At 45.6% G+C, this 15,949-nt stretch carries 13 protein-coding genes and 2 pseudogenes; 9 read left to right on the top strand and 6 right to left on the bottom strand.

Going from position 1 to position 15,949, the window contains the following annotated elements; all coding sequences use genetic code 11:
* Nucleotides 1-23 precede the first annotated feature (23 nt).
* Complete coding sequence (locus AK966_RS17655; RefSeq protein WP_119464616.1) at nucleotides 24-932, bottom strand: aldo/keto reductase family oxidoreductase; 909 nt, start codon at nucleotides 930-932, stop codon at nucleotides 24-26.
* A gap of 95 nt (nucleotides 933-1,027) precedes the next feature.
* Between AK966_RS17655 and AK966_RS17650 the strand changes: the two genes are divergently transcribed.
* Nucleotides 1,028-1,435, top strand: coding sequence for a helix-turn-helix transcriptional regulator (locus tag AK966_RS17650; protein WP_099081156.1), 408 nt, complete (start codon nucleotides 1,028-1,030; stop codon nucleotides 1,433-1,435).
* Here AK966_RS17650 and AK966_RS17645 read toward each other — a convergent pair.
* A complete protein-coding gene (locus AK966_RS17645; RefSeq protein WP_310648473.1) occupies nucleotides 1,422-1,898 on the bottom strand; it encodes a hypothetical protein in 477 nt (158 codons plus the stop codon). The two genes, AK966_RS17650 and AK966_RS17645, sit on opposite strands and share 14 nt — an antisense overlap.
* Nucleotides 1,899-2,468: 570 nt before the next feature.
* On the opposite strand from AK966_RS17645, the gene clcA reads away from it, so the two are divergent.
* Nucleotides 2,469-3,869, top strand: a complete 1,401-nt coding sequence (clcA, locus tag AK966_RS17640) for a H(+)/Cl(-) exchange transporter ClcA (RefSeq protein ID WP_099081154.1) — start codon at nucleotides 2,469-2,471, stop codon at nucleotides 3,867-3,869.
* A gap of 280 nt (nucleotides 3,870-4,149) precedes the next feature.
* A complete protein-coding gene (locus AK966_RS17635) occupies nucleotides 4,150-5,097 on the top strand; it encodes a TDT family transporter (protein WP_182852745.1) in 948 nt (315 codons plus the stop codon).
* 85 nt (nucleotides 5,098-5,182) lie between these two features.
* Here AK966_RS17635 and AK966_RS17630 read toward each other — a convergent pair whose 3' ends face one another.
* Complete coding sequence (locus tag AK966_RS17630; protein ID WP_119464614.1) at nucleotides 5,183-6,424, bottom strand: NRAMP family divalent metal transporter; 1,242 nt, start codon at nucleotides 6,422-6,424, stop codon at nucleotides 5,183-5,185.
* A gap of 290 nt (nucleotides 6,425-6,714) precedes the next feature.
* Complete coding sequence (gene folE / locus AK966_RS17625) at nucleotides 6,715-7,368, bottom strand: GTP cyclohydrolase I FolE (protein ID WP_099081151.1); 654 nt, start codon at nucleotides 7,366-7,368, stop codon at nucleotides 6,715-6,717.
* Between the two features lie 289 nt (nucleotides 7,369-7,657).
* Here folE and moeA point away from each other — a divergent pair, with 289 nt between their 5' ends.
* The 4 genes from moeA to AK966_RS17605 all read left to right on the top strand — a co-directional run bounded on the left by moeA (nucleotide 7,658) and on the right by AK966_RS17605 (nucleotide 11,198).
* Nucleotides 7,658-8,893 (top strand): molybdopterin molybdotransferase MoeA, encoded by a 1,236-nt coding sequence (moeA, locus tag AK966_RS17620; protein WP_119464613.1) that lies wholly within the window; start codon nucleotides 7,658-7,660, stop codon nucleotides 8,891-8,893.
* 9 nt (nucleotides 8,894-8,902) lie between these two features.
* Nucleotides 8,903-9,655, top strand: coding sequence for a molybdopterin-synthase adenylyltransferase MoeB (gene moeB / locus AK966_RS17615; RefSeq protein WP_099081149.1), 753 nt, complete (start codon nucleotides 8,903-8,905; stop codon nucleotides 9,653-9,655).
* A gap of 355 nt (nucleotides 9,656-10,010) precedes the next feature.
* Nucleotides 10,011-10,313: a hypothetical protein gene (locus tag AK966_RS20355; RefSeq protein WP_119464612.1), complete on the top strand. Its 303-nt coding sequence runs from the start codon at nucleotides 10,011-10,013 to the stop codon at nucleotides 10,311-10,313.
* A gap of 54 nt (nucleotides 10,314-10,367) precedes the next feature.
* On the top strand, nucleotides 10,368-11,198 hold the full coding sequence (locus tag AK966_RS17605; RefSeq protein ID WP_119464611.1) for a sulfurtransferase: 831 nt from the start codon (nucleotides 10,368-10,370) through the stop codon (nucleotides 11,196-11,198).
* 56 nt (nucleotides 11,199-11,254) lie between these two features.
* On the opposite strand, the pseudogene AK966_RS17600 reads toward AK966_RS17605, so the two are convergent.
* Together AK966_RS17600 and AK966_RS17595 are read right to left on the bottom strand one after the other, a co-directional pair.
* Nucleotides 11,255-12,249: pseudogene (locus AK966_RS17600) on the bottom strand (glycosyl hydrolase family 18 protein).
* A 126-nt stretch (nucleotides 12,250-12,375) separates the two neighbouring features.
* On the bottom strand, nucleotides 12,376-13,377 hold the full coding sequence (locus AK966_RS17595; RefSeq protein ID WP_099081146.1) for a sugar-binding transcriptional regulator: 1,002 nt from the start codon (nucleotides 13,375-13,377) through the stop codon (nucleotides 12,376-12,378).
* A gap of 464 nt (nucleotides 13,378-13,841) precedes the next feature.
* On the opposite strand from AK966_RS17595, the gene tal reads away from it, so the two are divergent.
* Nucleotides 13,842-14,792 carry a transaldolase gene (gene tal / locus AK966_RS17585; RefSeq protein ID WP_099081143.1) on the top strand — a complete coding sequence of 317 codons (951 nt, stop codon included), beginning with the start codon at nucleotides 13,842-13,844 and terminating at the stop codon, nucleotides 14,790-14,792.
* A 125-nt stretch (nucleotides 14,793-14,917) separates the two neighbouring features.
* Nucleotides 14,918-15,949 (top strand): annotated as a pseudogene (locus AK966_RS17580) (transketolase); the annotation flags it as partial.

The following is a 15,949-nucleotide window of genomic DNA, read 5'->3' as shown; positions in this document are numbered from 1 at the left end:
ATCTTAAAAAGAAGCAGTGACCTCTATGGCACACCATGGCCTTTAGAAGCAACCCAAACTCGGTACCATTGCTCGCGTGTCAACTCAAACTCCAATGCATTCACCGCTGCATGAACGCGCTCTATTTTACCCGAACCAATGATTGGAATTGGCTTCGATGGTAAACGACGCACCCAAGCGTAAATGACTTGATCAATACTGTCAGCACCCATTTCTTGACGAATCGCTTCTAATTCATTACGAACGCGAACTGCTTGTTCCGTTTCACCGGTAAAGATGCCCCCTCCGCCAAGACATGACCACGCCATTGGACGAGTTCGCTGCATCTGCATTTGGTCGAGTGTTCCATCGTGCGCCACGGCGAAGTTCAGTGGGCTGATTTCCACTTGGTTGGTGACTAATGGTTTGTTCAAACGAGATTGCAGCAATTCAAATTGGCGTGGCGTAAAGTTAGACACACCAAAATGTTTTACTTTGCCGACTTTATGCAACTCAGCAAACGCTTCTGCAACCTCATCTGCCTCCATCAAAGCATCAGGACGATGGATCAGCAGCACATCTATTTCATCCACGTTCAGACGCTCTAACGAATTATTCACCGATTGGTAAATGTGCGCTGCACTGGTGTCATAGTGATTGATTTTACGCTCTGGGGTTTTGTCACCACACAAGTTGATATCGCACTTAGTGACAATCTGAATTTGCGAACGAACACTCTTGTCTAATGCTAATGCTTCGCCAAATAACGTTTCACATTCGTAGTTTCCGTAAATGTCCGCGTGATCAACCGTTGTAATACCTAACTCAATATGTTGCTTGAGGAAAGATAAACGCTCTTGCGCACTCATCCCCCAATCAACTGCACGCCAATATCCTTGAACCAGTTCAGAAAATTCTGGGCCGTTCGGTGCAGTCACGATTTTTGCAACCATGGGTTTTCTCCTTTTCTTAATCTGCAACCATCCTAGTCTTGTTTTGAGGCTGTCTCAACAGGTAAACTTTCGCAATTCGAACTGGAGTACGAAATATGTCATTTGCGGAACGTTTAGCCACGTTAATTGGACAAGAAAGTATCAGCGGATTTGCACGTCGTGTCGACGTTTCTGAAGCATTGATCCGAAAATACTTAAGAGGCAGTGAACCGAGCTTAACAAAAGCCAACCAAATCGCGATGCGTGCCAATTGCTCATTAGAATGGTTAGCCACAGGTTGTGGCTATTTGTATCGCCAAGCAGAAGTCGTCGATATCGAGGCGTATAAAATCGCTTACCAACACGTAATGAATAATTCGATTTCACAGAGTGAAGAGGCGAAACATCGTAAGCTCATTGCAGGCTATCAATACCTAAGAACTCATAAAAAATCAGATGGATTCTTGGACGAATCGGCGATGGTGACCTTCCTTGCACTACACAACGAAACTAAAAGCGAATAATCTTTAGTTCAATCATTTCACCATCACTGAGCAACCTAACTTTGACTCTCGGTAAGGGAGAGTCAAACTCGTCTGCCAATCGCCAATCAAGGTGTCGCTCTGCATCTTGTGGATAGCGATTGATAAATAAGATCAGATCTTTATCAACCTGTGTCGGAGATTCCTCTTTTAACGCATTTACTACATCGAACTGTTCTTTTTCTATCACCATATTGCTCAGTACGAGCCCATCCTTTCTTAGATTTAAGATCAACTCACTGAGGGTTTGCGCTTGGTAATCGGTCAAAAAAGACAAATGTATTTCATCTTGTCGCAACGTAAGCTCACCATATAAGTGCTGCTGATAATACTTAAAGTCATCCAAGCAGTAAGCATTAACACCCGCTTGGGAATCACATTGATACCAATCTACACTCTGCTGTAACTTTTGTTGAAACTGAACAAGTGGCATATTAGACAACATTGCCAGCCACCAAACATTTTGCCCGTGGGCCTCCGATGAAAACAGTCCAGCGATGAATGTCGAACCGAGCAATAGAGAAACTGAAAATCCGTGCATGACGCTTTTTATTAACGTGAGTGAAGTGAGTATCTTTACGTCTATACTGTGACAGCGCAAGCACAAACATCAGATTTGACGCATTTAAAAGGCGCACATTTGCGTGCGCCTCAGCCTCGTAACTCAATCGTGAGTATGCGAATTGGGAAGTCTATAGATGCATCCCAAACAAACAACGAGGAATTTCTGTAGGGTTTGAATCCATCCAAATTGTGTGTGAAACCTCACATCCCTCCTATAAACAGTTATGTTGCGTTACATCTAAAGCATGGTTCATTTTGCTCAAAAAACAAGTTTTACCTATAAAAAAATATTGCATAAAATTAAACCAGCGGCCTAAGAGAGTTACGACTCAGTTGATGGATAAAAAATCAATAGTGGAAAGCTACATTGCACCTTTATTGATTAGGTCTAACCTCTGCGAGGCGTATAATTTCTTTCGTTCCTTCCACTGGCGTTTAGGAGAATCTATTAATGACCAAGCACGAGAGAATAGTGAAATCTGTATTAGCCCGCGTACCAAAAGATGTAATTAATCAGTTTGTCTCTCGAGGGGCAACGCCATTTTCCGTCCTGTTTATGGCCACTATCATCGGTACTTTGGCAGGTTTGGTCGGTACATACTTTCAAATCGCAGTGAACTTCGTCTCTGAAACTCGCACTGATTGGTTAAAGAGCGAAATTGGCAACGTGCTACCTCTTTGGCTGGCTGCCATTATAATCAGTGCAGTCCTTGCTTTTGTCGGCTACTACCTAGTACACCGCTTTGCCCCTGAAGCAGCCGGGTCAGGCATCCCAGAAATTGAAGGCGCGATGGATAACATTCGCCCAGTTCGTTGGTGGCGTGTCATTCCCGTAAAATTTTTCGGCGGTGTGGGAGCATTAGGCTCAGGCATGGTGCTTGGCCGTGAAGGCCCTACCGTTCAAATGGGTGGTGCTGTCTCTCGCATGGTCACCGATATCTTCCGAGTAAAGGATGACGATACGCGTCACTCACTACTGGCTTCTGGTGCCGCTGGGGGCTTAGCCGCTGCGTTTAACGCACCGCTCTCGGGCATTATGTTTGTGATTGAGGAGATGCGTCCTCAGTTCCGTTACTCATTAATATCAATTCACGCGGTGATCATTTCTTCCATCATGGCGACTATCGTTTTCCGTGCAATCAATGGCCAAAGTGCGGAAATCACCATGCCGCAATACCAATCACCAGAGCTTCAATCACTATGGCTATTCCTGCTGCTTGGCTCTCTATTTGGTGTATTTGGCGTTCTATTTAACAAACTGATCACCGTTGCTCAAGACAGCTTTGTCGCACTACACAAAAATGATCGTAAGCGTTATTTACTCACTGGTGCAACCCTCGGGGGCGTGTTTGGCTTGCTACTGCTTTACCTTCCTCAACTAACCGGGGGCGGTATCGCTCTCATCCCTGATATCACCAATGGCAATTACTCCATTTCTCTATTGGTGCTACTGTTTGTTGGGCGTGTGGTCACTACCCTACTTTGCTTTGGCTCTGGTGCACCTGGTGGCATTTTCGCGCCAATGTTGGCATTAGGTACTCTATTTGGTTACGCATTTGGTGCAAGTGCTGATGTTTTGCTACCCTCCCTTGCCATCGATCCCGGTGTGTTTGCGATTGCAGGTATGGGGGCGTTATTTGCCGCAACCGTACGTGCCCCAATCACTGGTATTCTGCTCGTGATTGAGATGACCAATAACTACTACCTAATTTTGCCACTCATTATTACCTGCTTGGGCGCGGTCATTGTGGCACAGTTACTTGGTGGACAACCGATTTACAGTCAACTACTGCAACGTACGCTTAAAAATGAAAAATTACGCCAGCAAGATCTCCCTGATAATAAGGCTTAAGTTAATAGTGGCACCAAATTATCTTTGATAAATAAAGCCAGTTTGGTGCTAGTTAGCGTAATTTTTTGCATCACCCTACAAATATTCGCCATCAACCTCACAAAATTCCCATTCCCTGATATTTACCGATATAGAATAAGGGTAACCATTCATTAATCTTGCTAGTATTCTGCCCATTATAGAGTAATCCACCCAAATACTGTAGATTGGCATTGAGCAACGACTTTGGGTCAGCATCGAGCAGTAGAAATTCGGAGTAGGTTTGAACTGGAGAAGACTTGTGCAATTTTATAGTGTCCCGCCATCTCAAGCGGCGTTGGCACTCGGCATGATAGGACTTGGCCAAGCATGGGCACTTTATATTCCTGAAGTTGGTGAGCCAATAAGACCGTTTCTCGCAGCCATTGGAGCGATTCTTCTTGCCCCAGTTCTGATCAAATACGCGACCAATCCTCGCCTATTTTTAGCTGATATCCGCCATCCTTTAAGTGGTAGTTTAATGGCTCCAATGAGTATGGCCTTGCTGGTTTTGTGTGACTACCTTGCCGCCGTTGCCCCTATTATTGCGTACCCATTGTGGTTTGTAGCGATACTGCTCCATTTTACGATGATGATGCTGTTCTTCGGCTTCCAGATCGTGAACTTTAAGATGTCGAACATTGTGCCAAGTTGGTTTTTATATCCGGTAGGATTAATCAGCAGCTCGCTGGCGGGTTCTCAGTTCGGCCATAATGTGTTTTCTGAAACCCTAGCGATGATGTGTATTGGCATCTACTTCTTTATGCTGCCACTCGTTTTGTATCGTTTGGTTTTCTTTGGCTCTTTACCTCGCAAAGCACGCCCGACTCTGGCGATCATGGCGGCTCCAGTGAACTTATCTCTCGCCGCCTATTTGGTTAACTTTGGCGAACCAGACCCAATTTTGACGGGCGCACTAGCTGGCATTGCGATTACGATGACGCTGCTGATTTACTTGTGTTATTTCCGATTACTACGTCTCAACTTCCAGCCTTCTATCGCGGCGGTTACCTTTCCATCCGTGATCAGTGCGATTGCCATGCATCGTTTAACCTCGTTCTTTTCGGAGTCTCACCCACATTGGCATTGGCTGCATGACTTTGGCTTTTTGGAGCTAAGTATTGCAACGATTTTGGTGGTGTGGGTATCGGTTGGTTACGTGAAAATGTATTGGCCAGAAATCGTTCGTACACCCTCAAAACAAACCTAAAAAAAGGGGCCGTAAATGAGGCCCCTTTGGTATCCAAATAAAGTTGATTTCCCGGTAAATCTGGCTCTATTCGAAGAACTTGGTTTTATCCGATAAATTTAGCCATGAAGTTACTAATGTTGGTCATGCTTGATGCTGCCATCACCATTACAATCGCAATACCTGTCAGCATCAGATAGGCTGGATGCTTGTAGTCACCAACAATGTCTTTTCTGCGCGTTGCCACCAACACCATGCCCAATACGATGGGTAGAATAATGCTATTAACAAGACCTGCTAGCATCAGAAGAAGAATTGGCATATCCATTATTACTGTGCCAAGCGACGTAATGATAATAAAGCCGACACACCATGCTTTTTCATTACGAGCGACGATTGGGAATAGTGTTTTAATTAGAGAAATTGCCATGTACGAGTTACCCACTACTGAGGTAATCGATGCGACGAACAACACTAAGCCAAAGATAAAATAGCCCACATCACCAGCCCCTTGACGGAAGGCATCTGCTGCTGGGTTCGATGAATCTAGCGTTGCACCTGTTGCGATGACGCCAAACACCGCCAAGAAAAGTAAGATTCGAATCACAATCGCAATGGAGATACCAGCCCATGCTGCGGTTTTAATGGCTGGGATATTCTCTTTACCTTGCAAGCCAATATCGACCAAACGCTGCGCACCTGTGTAGTAGCCACCGACAGCACCACCAACAATCGTCAGTGTTGGAAGCAGCAGGCTACCAATGTCCGTTGGCATCACAGCAGCACTTAGGGTTTCACCCATTGGTGGTAAGCTTGTCATCGCAACGTAAGCGATCAAGATGATCATAAACAAACCAAGGTAACGAGCCATTTGGTCCATGCGCTTTGACGCGTTGTGCACCACAAACAATAAACAGCCAACAACGCCCGTGAACATTGCGCCCCATGTGGTGTCGACACCAGTTAGCACGTTAATACCAAGAGCTGAGCCACTTACGTTACCAAAGTTAAACGCGACCGCACCAAGCGCGAGTAGAATACCAACAGCATAACCCATACCCGGTGCGACTTTATTGGCGATATCTTGAATACGCATACCTGATACACCAACGATACGCCATAAGTTCATCACAATGCCAAACGTGATAAACATCGATGCGAACACTGGGAATGCCATGTCAATTTTGTAGATATTGGTGAAAACCGCCGTTTGGGTCAAAAAGCCCGGACCTACTGAGGTCGTCGCCATCAAGAATGCAACGCTTAGGATAGCTTTCTTTTGCCAGCTATTTTCAGATGCTTGAGTAGAAGCGGGAGTTACCGAATTGATGGTAGTTTGTGTGGTCATGCCAAGTCTCAATTTTGTTGTCTTTCTATAATTAAAAAAAGAAAGACAACTGACCGAGATCAGCTGAATTTGAGGGGTTACATGGTGAAAACAGATAGGTTTAACACCTCGCAACCGTTTTCTGGGCGCAGATATTAAAGAGATATTATGTAAGTGTCAATACAGAGTTCGATAAATGATTTTTGTCGTATCCAGTTTAATTTGTCATTTAATTTCAAATAGATAAAAAGAGGATGACAATTGTCATCCTCTTAGAAATTTACTTTTCAGCTCCACACAAGCCGCAATGATTAACGCAAGCCGTGTAAAAACTCGGCACGAGTGGCAGGGTTACTCTTAAAGATGCCACCTAACGCCGTCGTAGTCGTTTCACTGGTTGCATCCATCACGCCACGTGATTTCACGCAATAATGAGTGGCATCAATCGTTACCGCTACATCATCCGATTCTAATAACGTTTGAAGTGCGACTAAGATTTGCTGAGTCATGCGTTCTTGTACTTGAGGGCGCTGTGCGAAGAAACGTACGATACGGTTGATTTTTGATAGACCAATGATTTTACCACGCGGAATGTAAGCGACTGCCGCTTTACCATCAATGGTCACAAGGTGGTGTTCACAAGTACTGGTTACGGTGATGTCTTTCACACGAACCATCTCACTGACATTCATCTTGTTCTCGATCACGGTGATTTTAGGAAAGTTCGCGTAATCCAGACCAGAGAAGATCTCATCAACGTACATTTTCGCGATGCGGTGCGGCGTTTCTTCTAAGCTATCGTCGGTAAGGTCAAGTTGAAGGAGGCCTAAGATCTCACGCATGTGGTATTCGATCTTTTCCTTCTTTTCTTCACGGCTTACGCTATTAGGACGCATTGGCGTTTCCAAACCACGTTGCTCTAGCGCTTCTTTTACTAACTTTGCTGACTCGCTAAGACCCGACATTCCACTTCCTCTTTTGTTACTGCTGCTAAACGCCCTAAAATTTAATTCAAATTTCATTCACGCGACTAGCTTTACGCTGCCCAGTTTCGTGTCTGACAATAAGGTGCATAACAGGAGGTTACTGAGCTGATTATGTTGAGTTCCGCAGGTGATTTACCCCTTTCGGATGGCTGACAAGGATACTTGGATTTTTGAATAATTACACCCATATTTTATCGGTGGACATTCTTACTCGATCGGCTTTTTATGGTAGAGTTGCCACAAAACAAAAGAACACAGGATTTTCTCAATGGGCTGCTGCGACGCACCTGGCTTGATGCCAATTGAAGACGCGATGGATAAGATGCTATCGCGAATCAAACCTATCCAAACCACGCTTGCTCTACCCCTTGCTGACGCACTCGGTTTTGTACTGGCTGAAGACATTCTTTCTCCAATCCATGTACCGCCTTTCGATAACTCAGCAATGGACGGTTATGCTATCCGCATTCAAGATCTTGAGTTATCTTCGGTGTTGCCACTGGCGGGTAAATCTTTTGCAGGTCAACCGTTTGATAGTGAATGGCCGCAAGGCACTTGTGTTCGCATCATGACTGGCGCAAAAATCCCACAAGGGTGCGACGCGGTTATCATGCAAGAAAACACGGAAGTGACGGATGCTGGCATCCAGTTCAATCAGACTGACGTGAAGCCACAAAACAACATTCGCCCAACAGGTGATGACATCAAGCAAGGCGATATCGTCTTGGTCAAAGGCACACGTTTAACGCCTCGTGATATTCCCATGATCGCCTCTCTTGGCGTAAGCCATGTGATTGTGGTTCGTAAACCAAAGGTGGCGTTCTTCTCTACGGGTGATGAACTGAAATCATTGGGAGAGCCTCTGGAAGAAGGACAAATCTACGACAGCAACCGCTACGGCATTAAGCCACTTATCGAAAACTTCGGTTGTGAAGCGATTGATCTTGGTATCATCCCTGACTGCCCTGAAACACTCAAAGCGACATTCGAACAGGCTCAAACACTGGCAGACGTTGTGGTCACTTCTGGCGGCGTGAGTGTCGGTGAAGCGGATTACACCAAAGACATCTTAGAAGAGCTTGGTGAAATCGGTTTCTGGAAACTGGCGATCAAACCAGGTAAACCCTTTGCTTTCGGTAAGTTGAGTACAGCTTGGTTCTGCGGCCTTCCAGGTAACCCAGTTTCTGCCGTGCTGACCATGTATGTTCTCGTTCAACCTATGCTGGCAAAATTAGCAGGCCATACTGAGTGGAAAGCCCCGGAATCGATTCCTGCTATCACCAAAACTGCATTTAAGAAATCACCAGGTCGTACCGATTATCAACGTGGTGTCTACACACTTGAAGACGGTAAATTTGTGGTAGAAACCACTGGTAACCAAAGCTCGGGCGCATTCCGCTCAATGAGCTTGGCAAACTGTTTTGTTGTGTTGGAGCGAGAGCGCGGCAGCGTTGACGTTGGCGAAACGGTTCAAATTCAGCTGTTCAACTCAACCCTACACTAGGAAGCTGCTGTGGATATTCTTTCCGATCAGGAAATGCTACGTTACAACCGTCAGATCATTTTGCGCCAGTTCGATTTTGACGGCCAAGAAGCGCTAAAACAGAGTTCGGTTTTGATCCTTGGTGCTGGTGGTTTGGGATGTGCTTCTAGCCAATACTTAGCCACCGCTGGTGTGGGCCAAATCACGCTGATTGATGATGATATTGTTGAGCTGTCGAACTTGCAGCGCCAGGTACTCCATCACGATGCCGATATTGGTCGCAAGAAAGTCGAATCAGCCGCAGATGCGCTACGAGAGCTTAACCCTCACATTACGATAAAGACCATTGCTAAGCGTCTTGATGATGCCGAACTGCAATCATTGATTGAGCAACACACGATCGTCGTTGATGCTTCTGATAACGTCGATACTCGCAATCAACTTAACCGCTTATGCTTTGCGACGAAAACGCCACTAATTTCCGGCGCTGCCATTCGTATGGAGGGGCAAGTGTGTGTATTCACTTACGATGACCCTACCCAACCATGCTACCAATGCTTAAGTGCTCTGTTTGGTAGTGGTGCCTTAAGCTGTGTGGAGGCAGGCGTGATGGCACCAGTGGTTGGTATTGTGGGCGCGGTACAAGCGATGGAAACCATCAAGGTTATCGCCAACTATGGCCAACCGAAAAAAGGCAAGATCTTGATTCTGGATGCGTTAAGTATGTCTTGGCGTGAAATGAATTTGATGAAGATGCCGAATTGTCCAGTGTGTCATTCCTAATTAACGCTCGAACTTAAGGCTTCACACAAGTGAACACTTAACGTTATTAAATAAAAATCCCAACCTCAATTGGTTGGGATTTTTTCTTGCGACTTAATCGTAAGCGTATTGACCATGACGGCTAGAGATACCCATTATCTAACGTTAAACTAGGAAACGTCTGGCTCTTAAACATATAGTCCATCGTATCGCTAAACAGCATTGTCACTCTCAGCGCTTGATGTTGAATAAACAGCACTAAAAAAGATGTTTAGATAGCCTAAGCCCTGTATTAACCTAAAATAATATCGTTCTTTTTGAACATACTAATTTTTTGTTGTAAAACATATATATTGCCAATGTATGGAACTCGACCTTGGACAACCCAAAAACCTATATTTTAGTTTTTTTAGGTACAGTAATTGTGCTTGCTTTTATCCTTTTGCTTACCTCCTCGAACGATCAAACTCATACCGTATCTGCGAGGGTAATAAGTAATACCCTTACACAATCGCTCGATGGGCAAAGACGCTATCTAACCATTGAGTCCGAAAATATCGGTCAACAACGAGTGTCGGTTCCAACTTCTATCACGTGTCCTGAGGGCTCAATGGCGACCTTTAGTCAAACGACAGATTCTCGCTTCAAGCAGCCGCTCACGTTTTTAAAATGCGAATGACCCACCCAATTTATCCGTTAACCATTTTATACCTTATTAAGGAAGGAGTTAGCTATGCCAGCGTTAATTAACGTCCATGAACTGAAAGGCCTGCTCGGTCAGCCTAATGTAAAACTCCTTGATGCTAGTATTACCTTCCAGATCCCTTCTGAAAGCGAAAAAATCAAAGATAAATGGATCCCAGGCACCCTACGTTTTGATTACGACAACGACTTTTGCCTACCTAACTCCAATCTGCCCCACATGATGCCGACGGAACAAGGCTTTAATAGCAGTGCTCAACAACTTGGATTGAATAACGAAGATTTGATCGTGGTATACGACAATTCCGGTACTCTGGCTGCACCTCGTGCATGGTGGATGTTCAAAGCGATGGGACATAACAATGTGAGAGTGCTCAACGGAGGGTTACCAGCATGGATAGCCGCTGGATTTCCTATTGTCGATAAGTTGGAACAACCGCACCAGGTAGGTGGCTTCTCGGGACGCTTATCTGATACCGCATTTCTCGATGCTCAATCCGTATTGGCTCACTCTAAAAACCGAAGTGCCAATATTGTTGATGCTAGATCGAAAGCCCGCTTTTTCGGTGAGGTGCCTGAGCCTAGAGAAGGTCTACGCAGTGGGCATATTCCTCATGCGGTGTGCTTGCCATTTCAAGAGTTGTTAACCAACAACCACATTAAGCCAACATCAGAGTTACAGCCGATCGTGAGTGCATTACCCATTGATAAAGGGCAGCCGACTATTTTCAGCTGTGGCTCTGGTGTCACGGCTTGTATCGTTTTGCTTGCGGCTTATGTGTGCGGCTACCACAACCTGTCTGTCTACGATGGCTCATGGACAGAATGGGGGGCGGATACTTTATTACCCCTTGAATGCTAGCAGCAAAAATAAAGCCGTCGTGGTATGCGACGGCTTAACTTAGTGAATGTTACTCGCTACTTCTGCATTTCTTGGTACATCACTTCAACCAACTCCCCTTTCGGATCGCCTGAAAGTTCCCAAGTAAATATTCCGCCTAGGTTCGCTTGCTTTGCCCAATCGGCTTTCGCTTTGATGAAAACGTCTGCGCCCATGCCCCACTAGCTGCGATCCGTCACATGCAAGTCGGTGGTGTGTCCGGTTTCTTGGCCCCAGCCTCCTAGGAAGTCATAAGTCATAACAAACATATTGGTTAAGTAGGGCTGAGCCGCTTTCCAATCGATGCCTGCGGCTTTTGGACCAACACCCACCGCAGTCGATAACTCGTACTCTCGCTTGATTTACTTAGCCAGCACATCTAAGTCACCACGTAAGGTTTTTACTAGGTAAGTAAACGCATCACGTTCTAGCACCTTTTGCTCATCAGAAAGCTTGGTATCCGGGTTCCAAGGCGACGTAGTTAAACCGCCACCACCCGGGTATTCCCAATCCAAATCTATGCCATCAAAGAAATCTTACTTTGCAATCAACTCGACAGCCGTTTTAGACAACTGATCCATTGCTTGCTGGTTTTTAGCCATCGCGTGGAAAGGTTCGGACATCGTCCAACCACCAAACGACGGGAGAATTTTCAGATCAGGGTGTTGCTTCTTCAGTTTGGCTAATTGTGCGAAATGTCCCTTGTATGGCACGTCCACAGAAACCGGCCCAAAGTTTTTTTCAAGTGCCGCCTCGGCATCGACCAAAATCGCCGTATACGGTTCTTTACCTTCACAGTGCTTTGCAACGAGCTTTTGAATATTTTCCGAGGCACCAGTGTGAGGACCACACATACTTAAAAATGCGTAGATAATGTGAGTCAGGCTATCAGCCGAAATGTCTTTGACCGTGTAGGGGTTGTCTGCATTTACGTACTGCCAATCGGCAAAATAGCCTGCCACGACTTTTTGCTCAGCTTCTGCAATAGCGGCAGCCCCGTAAATAATGCAGCTGCGAGAAGTGTCTTTTTCATCATTTCCTCCAGAGTAATCAACTACAAATTACCCCTGAGGATTATTTTTAACTTGGAAAAGAAATTAGGCTGTGGGTCATTTATAAATCCTCACAGCCAAATTACACTAGTTGTATATTATTTGTGCTACACCTCTGATGTACTGTTGCCGTGCATCTGCTCATCCAAGTTAAGAACCGTCAGTGCGTTACTCACACTGGTTGCAATCACATCGATGGCTCCGGTTCTTAAAGCACCAAGTAGCGCCAATGGTTTACTGTTTTCTGCCGCAATCGCAATAACTTCTGCAATTGGTCGAAATTCTTCAATGCCTAAGCCGATGACTCGGTCACTCATCACTGTGTTTGCAACGTTACCGTGAATATCAAAGAAGTCGTAGCCTGCGAAGTCTCCTACCACCCCTTGCATCAAACGTGATTGCACGACTTCATCTGGTGTAAACCAACCCAAGTCGACCATGTAACTGTTTTCGCTCATGTCACCGATACCAACGAGTGCCACGTCAGCTTTACGTGCTAAGTCGAGCGTTTGTTTTACCGTCGCGTTTTGCATAAATGCAATTTTCTGCTCTCGATTCTCTGCATAAGCGGGGGCGTATAAGGTTTCAGAGGTACCGCCGTATTTCTTCGCGAACTGTCGGCAAATGTGGTCAGCATTAAACATACCGCCACGAGGATGAATACCACCAATGCCACAGACAAACTTACAGTCACGCGGGGTAATTACACCAATATGGTGAGCGACAGAAGAGACATTACGCCCTTGCCCAACCGTGACTACCATGCCGTTTTTCAGCGTGCTAGTTAGGTAATTAGAAACCAAACCCGAAACCTGTAAACGCTGCGCTTCTTCATTGGGTTGATCTAAAGCGACCAAAGCGCGTTTAACACCAAAGCGTTCAATCAAACGCTGCTCAATCTTGGCGCTGAATACTGGGTGGTATTTTACTGTAATTTCTACAATGCCTTCATCTCGTGCTTGCTTCAGCATTCGGCCTACTTTGGCTCGTGAAATTGCAAATTTTTTCGATATCTCTTCCTGAGTCGCACCATCTTGGTAGTAGGCAACGGAGATCTCCGTTAACAAATCCGTATTTTCAACGGAGATATCTTGATTAGAACTGCTCATGTTTACTCTCACCGTTTAGTGGATTGGCATTATATGCAATAAGTGAGCATCTGCTCATTGACTTAGCATATGTTAGCCGACAATGCATGCGCTACATTTGCTCACCGCAATAACTTTTTCTCAGTTGCATTTTTTCATTTAAGAAAGCGTGTTCAAGCCTTGAGCAATAAGGGCAAACGTTTATACCGATCTCCTTCTGAACGCGCAGTAAAAAAACGTTGATGAACGTCACTATACTTCGCTTTCACCGATTGACTTTCGACATGGATAGGATAAATATGAACACATCATTTACTCAACTGTCGAGCAAATGCTCATAACAATTGTTCGATAACGAAATTTTCCGTAGTTGGCTGAGCAGATGCCTCGTCCATTATGATGAGACGATTCGCCGACACGCTTGCAAATGCACAAGCTGTGGTGCTGAACCCACACTTAAGCCCATTTATATAGGATGACCGATTATGAGCAACAAGTTAGCGCAACTTCGTAAACTAACGACTGTAGTAGCGGACACTGGTGAGATTGACGCAATCAAAAAATACCAACCAGAAGATGCAACAACGAACCCATCTCTTATCCTGAAAGCAGCTCAAATCGAAGAGTACGCACCTCTAATCGATGCTTCAATTGAATACGCAAAATCGCAAAGCAATGATAAAAGTCAACAAGTACAAGACACTTGTGACATGCTTGCGGTAAACATCGGTAAAGAAATCCTAAAAACGATTCCAGGTCGTATCTCTACAGAAGTAGATGCTCGTTTGTCTTACGACATGGAAGGCAGCGTAGCGAAAGCACGCCAGTTAGTGAAAATGTACAACGATGCGGGCATCACTAACGATCGTATCCTTATCAAGCTGGCTTCTACATGGGAAGGCATCCGCGCTGCTGAGATCCTAGAAAAAGAAGGCATCAACTGTAACCTAACCCTTCTATTCTCTTTCGCTCAGGCTCGTGCTTGTGCAGAAGCTGGTGTATTCCTAATCTCGCCATTCGTAGGCCGCATTATGGACTGGTACAAAGCGAAAGAAGGTCGTGATTTCGAAGCTCAAGAAGATCCTGGTGTTCTATCTGTGACAAGCATCTACAACTACTACAAAGAATACGGCTACAAAACCGTAGTAATGGGTGCAAGCTTCCGTAACATCGGCGAGATCCTTGAACTTGCAGGCTGTGACCGTCTAACTATCGCTCCAGCTCTACTTGCTGAACTAGAAGCCGCTGAAGGTGAAGTCGTTGAGAAACTCGTTGACTCTAACGGTGCGAAAGAGCGTCCTGCAGCGATGACTCATGCTGAGTTCCTATGGGATCACAACCAAGACCCAATGGCGGTTGAGAAGCTGGCTGAAGGTATCCGTAACTTCGCAGTAGACCAAGGCAAACTTGAAGCAATGATCGAAGCTAAGCTTTAATTGCTTACCAAAAGCGAGTAGCCAGTCTACTCGCTTTTAGCATCAGCGTTTTATTCAAAAAATTCTATTTGAACTTGTTCCGACGAGTTCCCTCTATTTAAATCAAATATCGAGAAGTAACTACTATGGATCGCTCTCTTCTTACACGAAAGTACCTTGCAAATGCAATCCGTGCACTAAGCATGGACGGTGTTCAACAAGCTAACTCTGGCCACCCAGGCGCACCTATGGGTATGGCTGATATCGCTGAAGTTCTTTGGCGTTCTCACCTAAACCACAACCCTGCTAACCCAGAGTGGGCAGACCGAGACCGTTTCGTACTGTCTAACGGCCACGGCTCTATGCTGATTTACTCTCTACTGCACCTGAGCGGTTACGAGCTGTCTATCGATGATCTTAAGAACTTCCGTCAGCTTCACTCTAAGACTCCTGGTCACCCAGAGTATGGCTACGCACCAGGTATCGAGACCACGACTGGTCCTCTAGGTCAAGGCATCACTAACGCTGTTGGTATGGCAATAGCGGAAAAAGCACTTGCGGCGCAATTCAATAAGGAAGGTCACGATATTGTTGACCACTTTACTTACGCGTTCATGGGCGACGGCTGCCTGATGGAAGGTATCTCGCACGAGGCATGTTCTCTTGCAGGTACACTAGGTCTAGGCAAACTGATTGCATTTTGGGATGACAATGGCATCTCTATCGACGGTCACGTTGAAGGCTGGTTCTCCGACGATACACCTAAGCGTTTTGAAGCGTACGGCTGGCACGTAATTCCAGCAGTAGACGGTCACGATTCAGAAGCAATCAACGCGGCTATCATCGCAGCTAAAGCCGACCCTCGCCCTACGCTTATCTGTACTAAAACTATCATTGGTTTTGGTTCACCAAACAAATCAGGTTCACACGATTGTCACGGTGCTCCACTAGGTGCTGAAGAAATTGTAGCAACACGTAAAGAATTAGGTTGGGAGCACGGTCCTTTTGAAATTCCGCAGGAAATCTACGCCGAATGGTCAGCGATCAAGACAGGCGCAACTAAGGAAGCTGCGTGGAACGAGAAATTTGCAGCTTATGAAGCAGCGTACCCTGAGCTGGCAGCTGAATTCAAACGCCGCGTAAACGGTGACCTACCTGCACAGTGGGAGGAGAAAGCA

Origin of the sequence: Vibrio sp. PID23_8 (assembly GCF_003584965.1) — a bacterium.
GTDB lineage: Bacteria > Pseudomonadota > Gammaproteobacteria > Enterobacterales > Vibrionaceae > Vibrio.
The sequence above is the reverse complement of the archived record's forward strand: the minus strand, read 5'-3'. Positions and strand labels throughout refer to the sequence as shown.

Coding starts and splice junctions, on each gene's coding strand:
- AK966_RS17645 (WP_310648473.1), bottom strand. CDS start 1,898: ATGTTGTCTAATATGCCACTTGTTCAGTTTCAACAAAAGTTACAGCAG.
- moeA (WP_119464613.1), top strand. CDS start 7,658: ATGGGCTGCTGCGACGCACCTGGCTTGATGCCAATTGAAGACGCGATG.
- folE (WP_099081151.1), bottom strand. CDS start 7,368: ATGTCGGGTCTTAGCGAGTCAGCAAAGTTAGTAAAAGAAGCGCTAGAG.
- AK966_RS17605 (WP_119464611.1), top strand. CDS start 10,368: ATGCCAGCGTTAATTAACGTCCATGAACTGAAAGGCCTGCTCGGTCAG.
- AK966_RS17630 (WP_119464614.1), bottom strand. CDS start 6,424: ATGACCACACAAACTACCATCAATTCGGTAACTCCCGCTTCTACTCAA.
- clcA (WP_099081154.1), top strand. CDS start 2,469: ATGACCAAGCACGAGAGAATAGTGAAATCTGTATTAGCCCGCGTACCA.
- AK966_RS17650 (WP_099081156.1), top strand. CDS start 1,028: ATGTCATTTGCGGAACGTTTAGCCACGTTAATTGGACAAGAAAGTATC.
- tal (WP_099081143.1), top strand. CDS start 13,842: ATGAGCAACAAGTTAGCGCAACTTCGTAAACTAACGACTGTAGTAGCG.
- AK966_RS17655 (WP_119464616.1), bottom strand. CDS start 932: ATGGTTGCAAAAATCGTGACTGCACCGAACGGCCCAGAATTTTCTGAA.
- AK966_RS17595 (WP_099081146.1), bottom strand. CDS start 13,377: ATGAGCAGTTCTAATCAAGATATCTCCGTTGAAAATACGGATTTGTTA.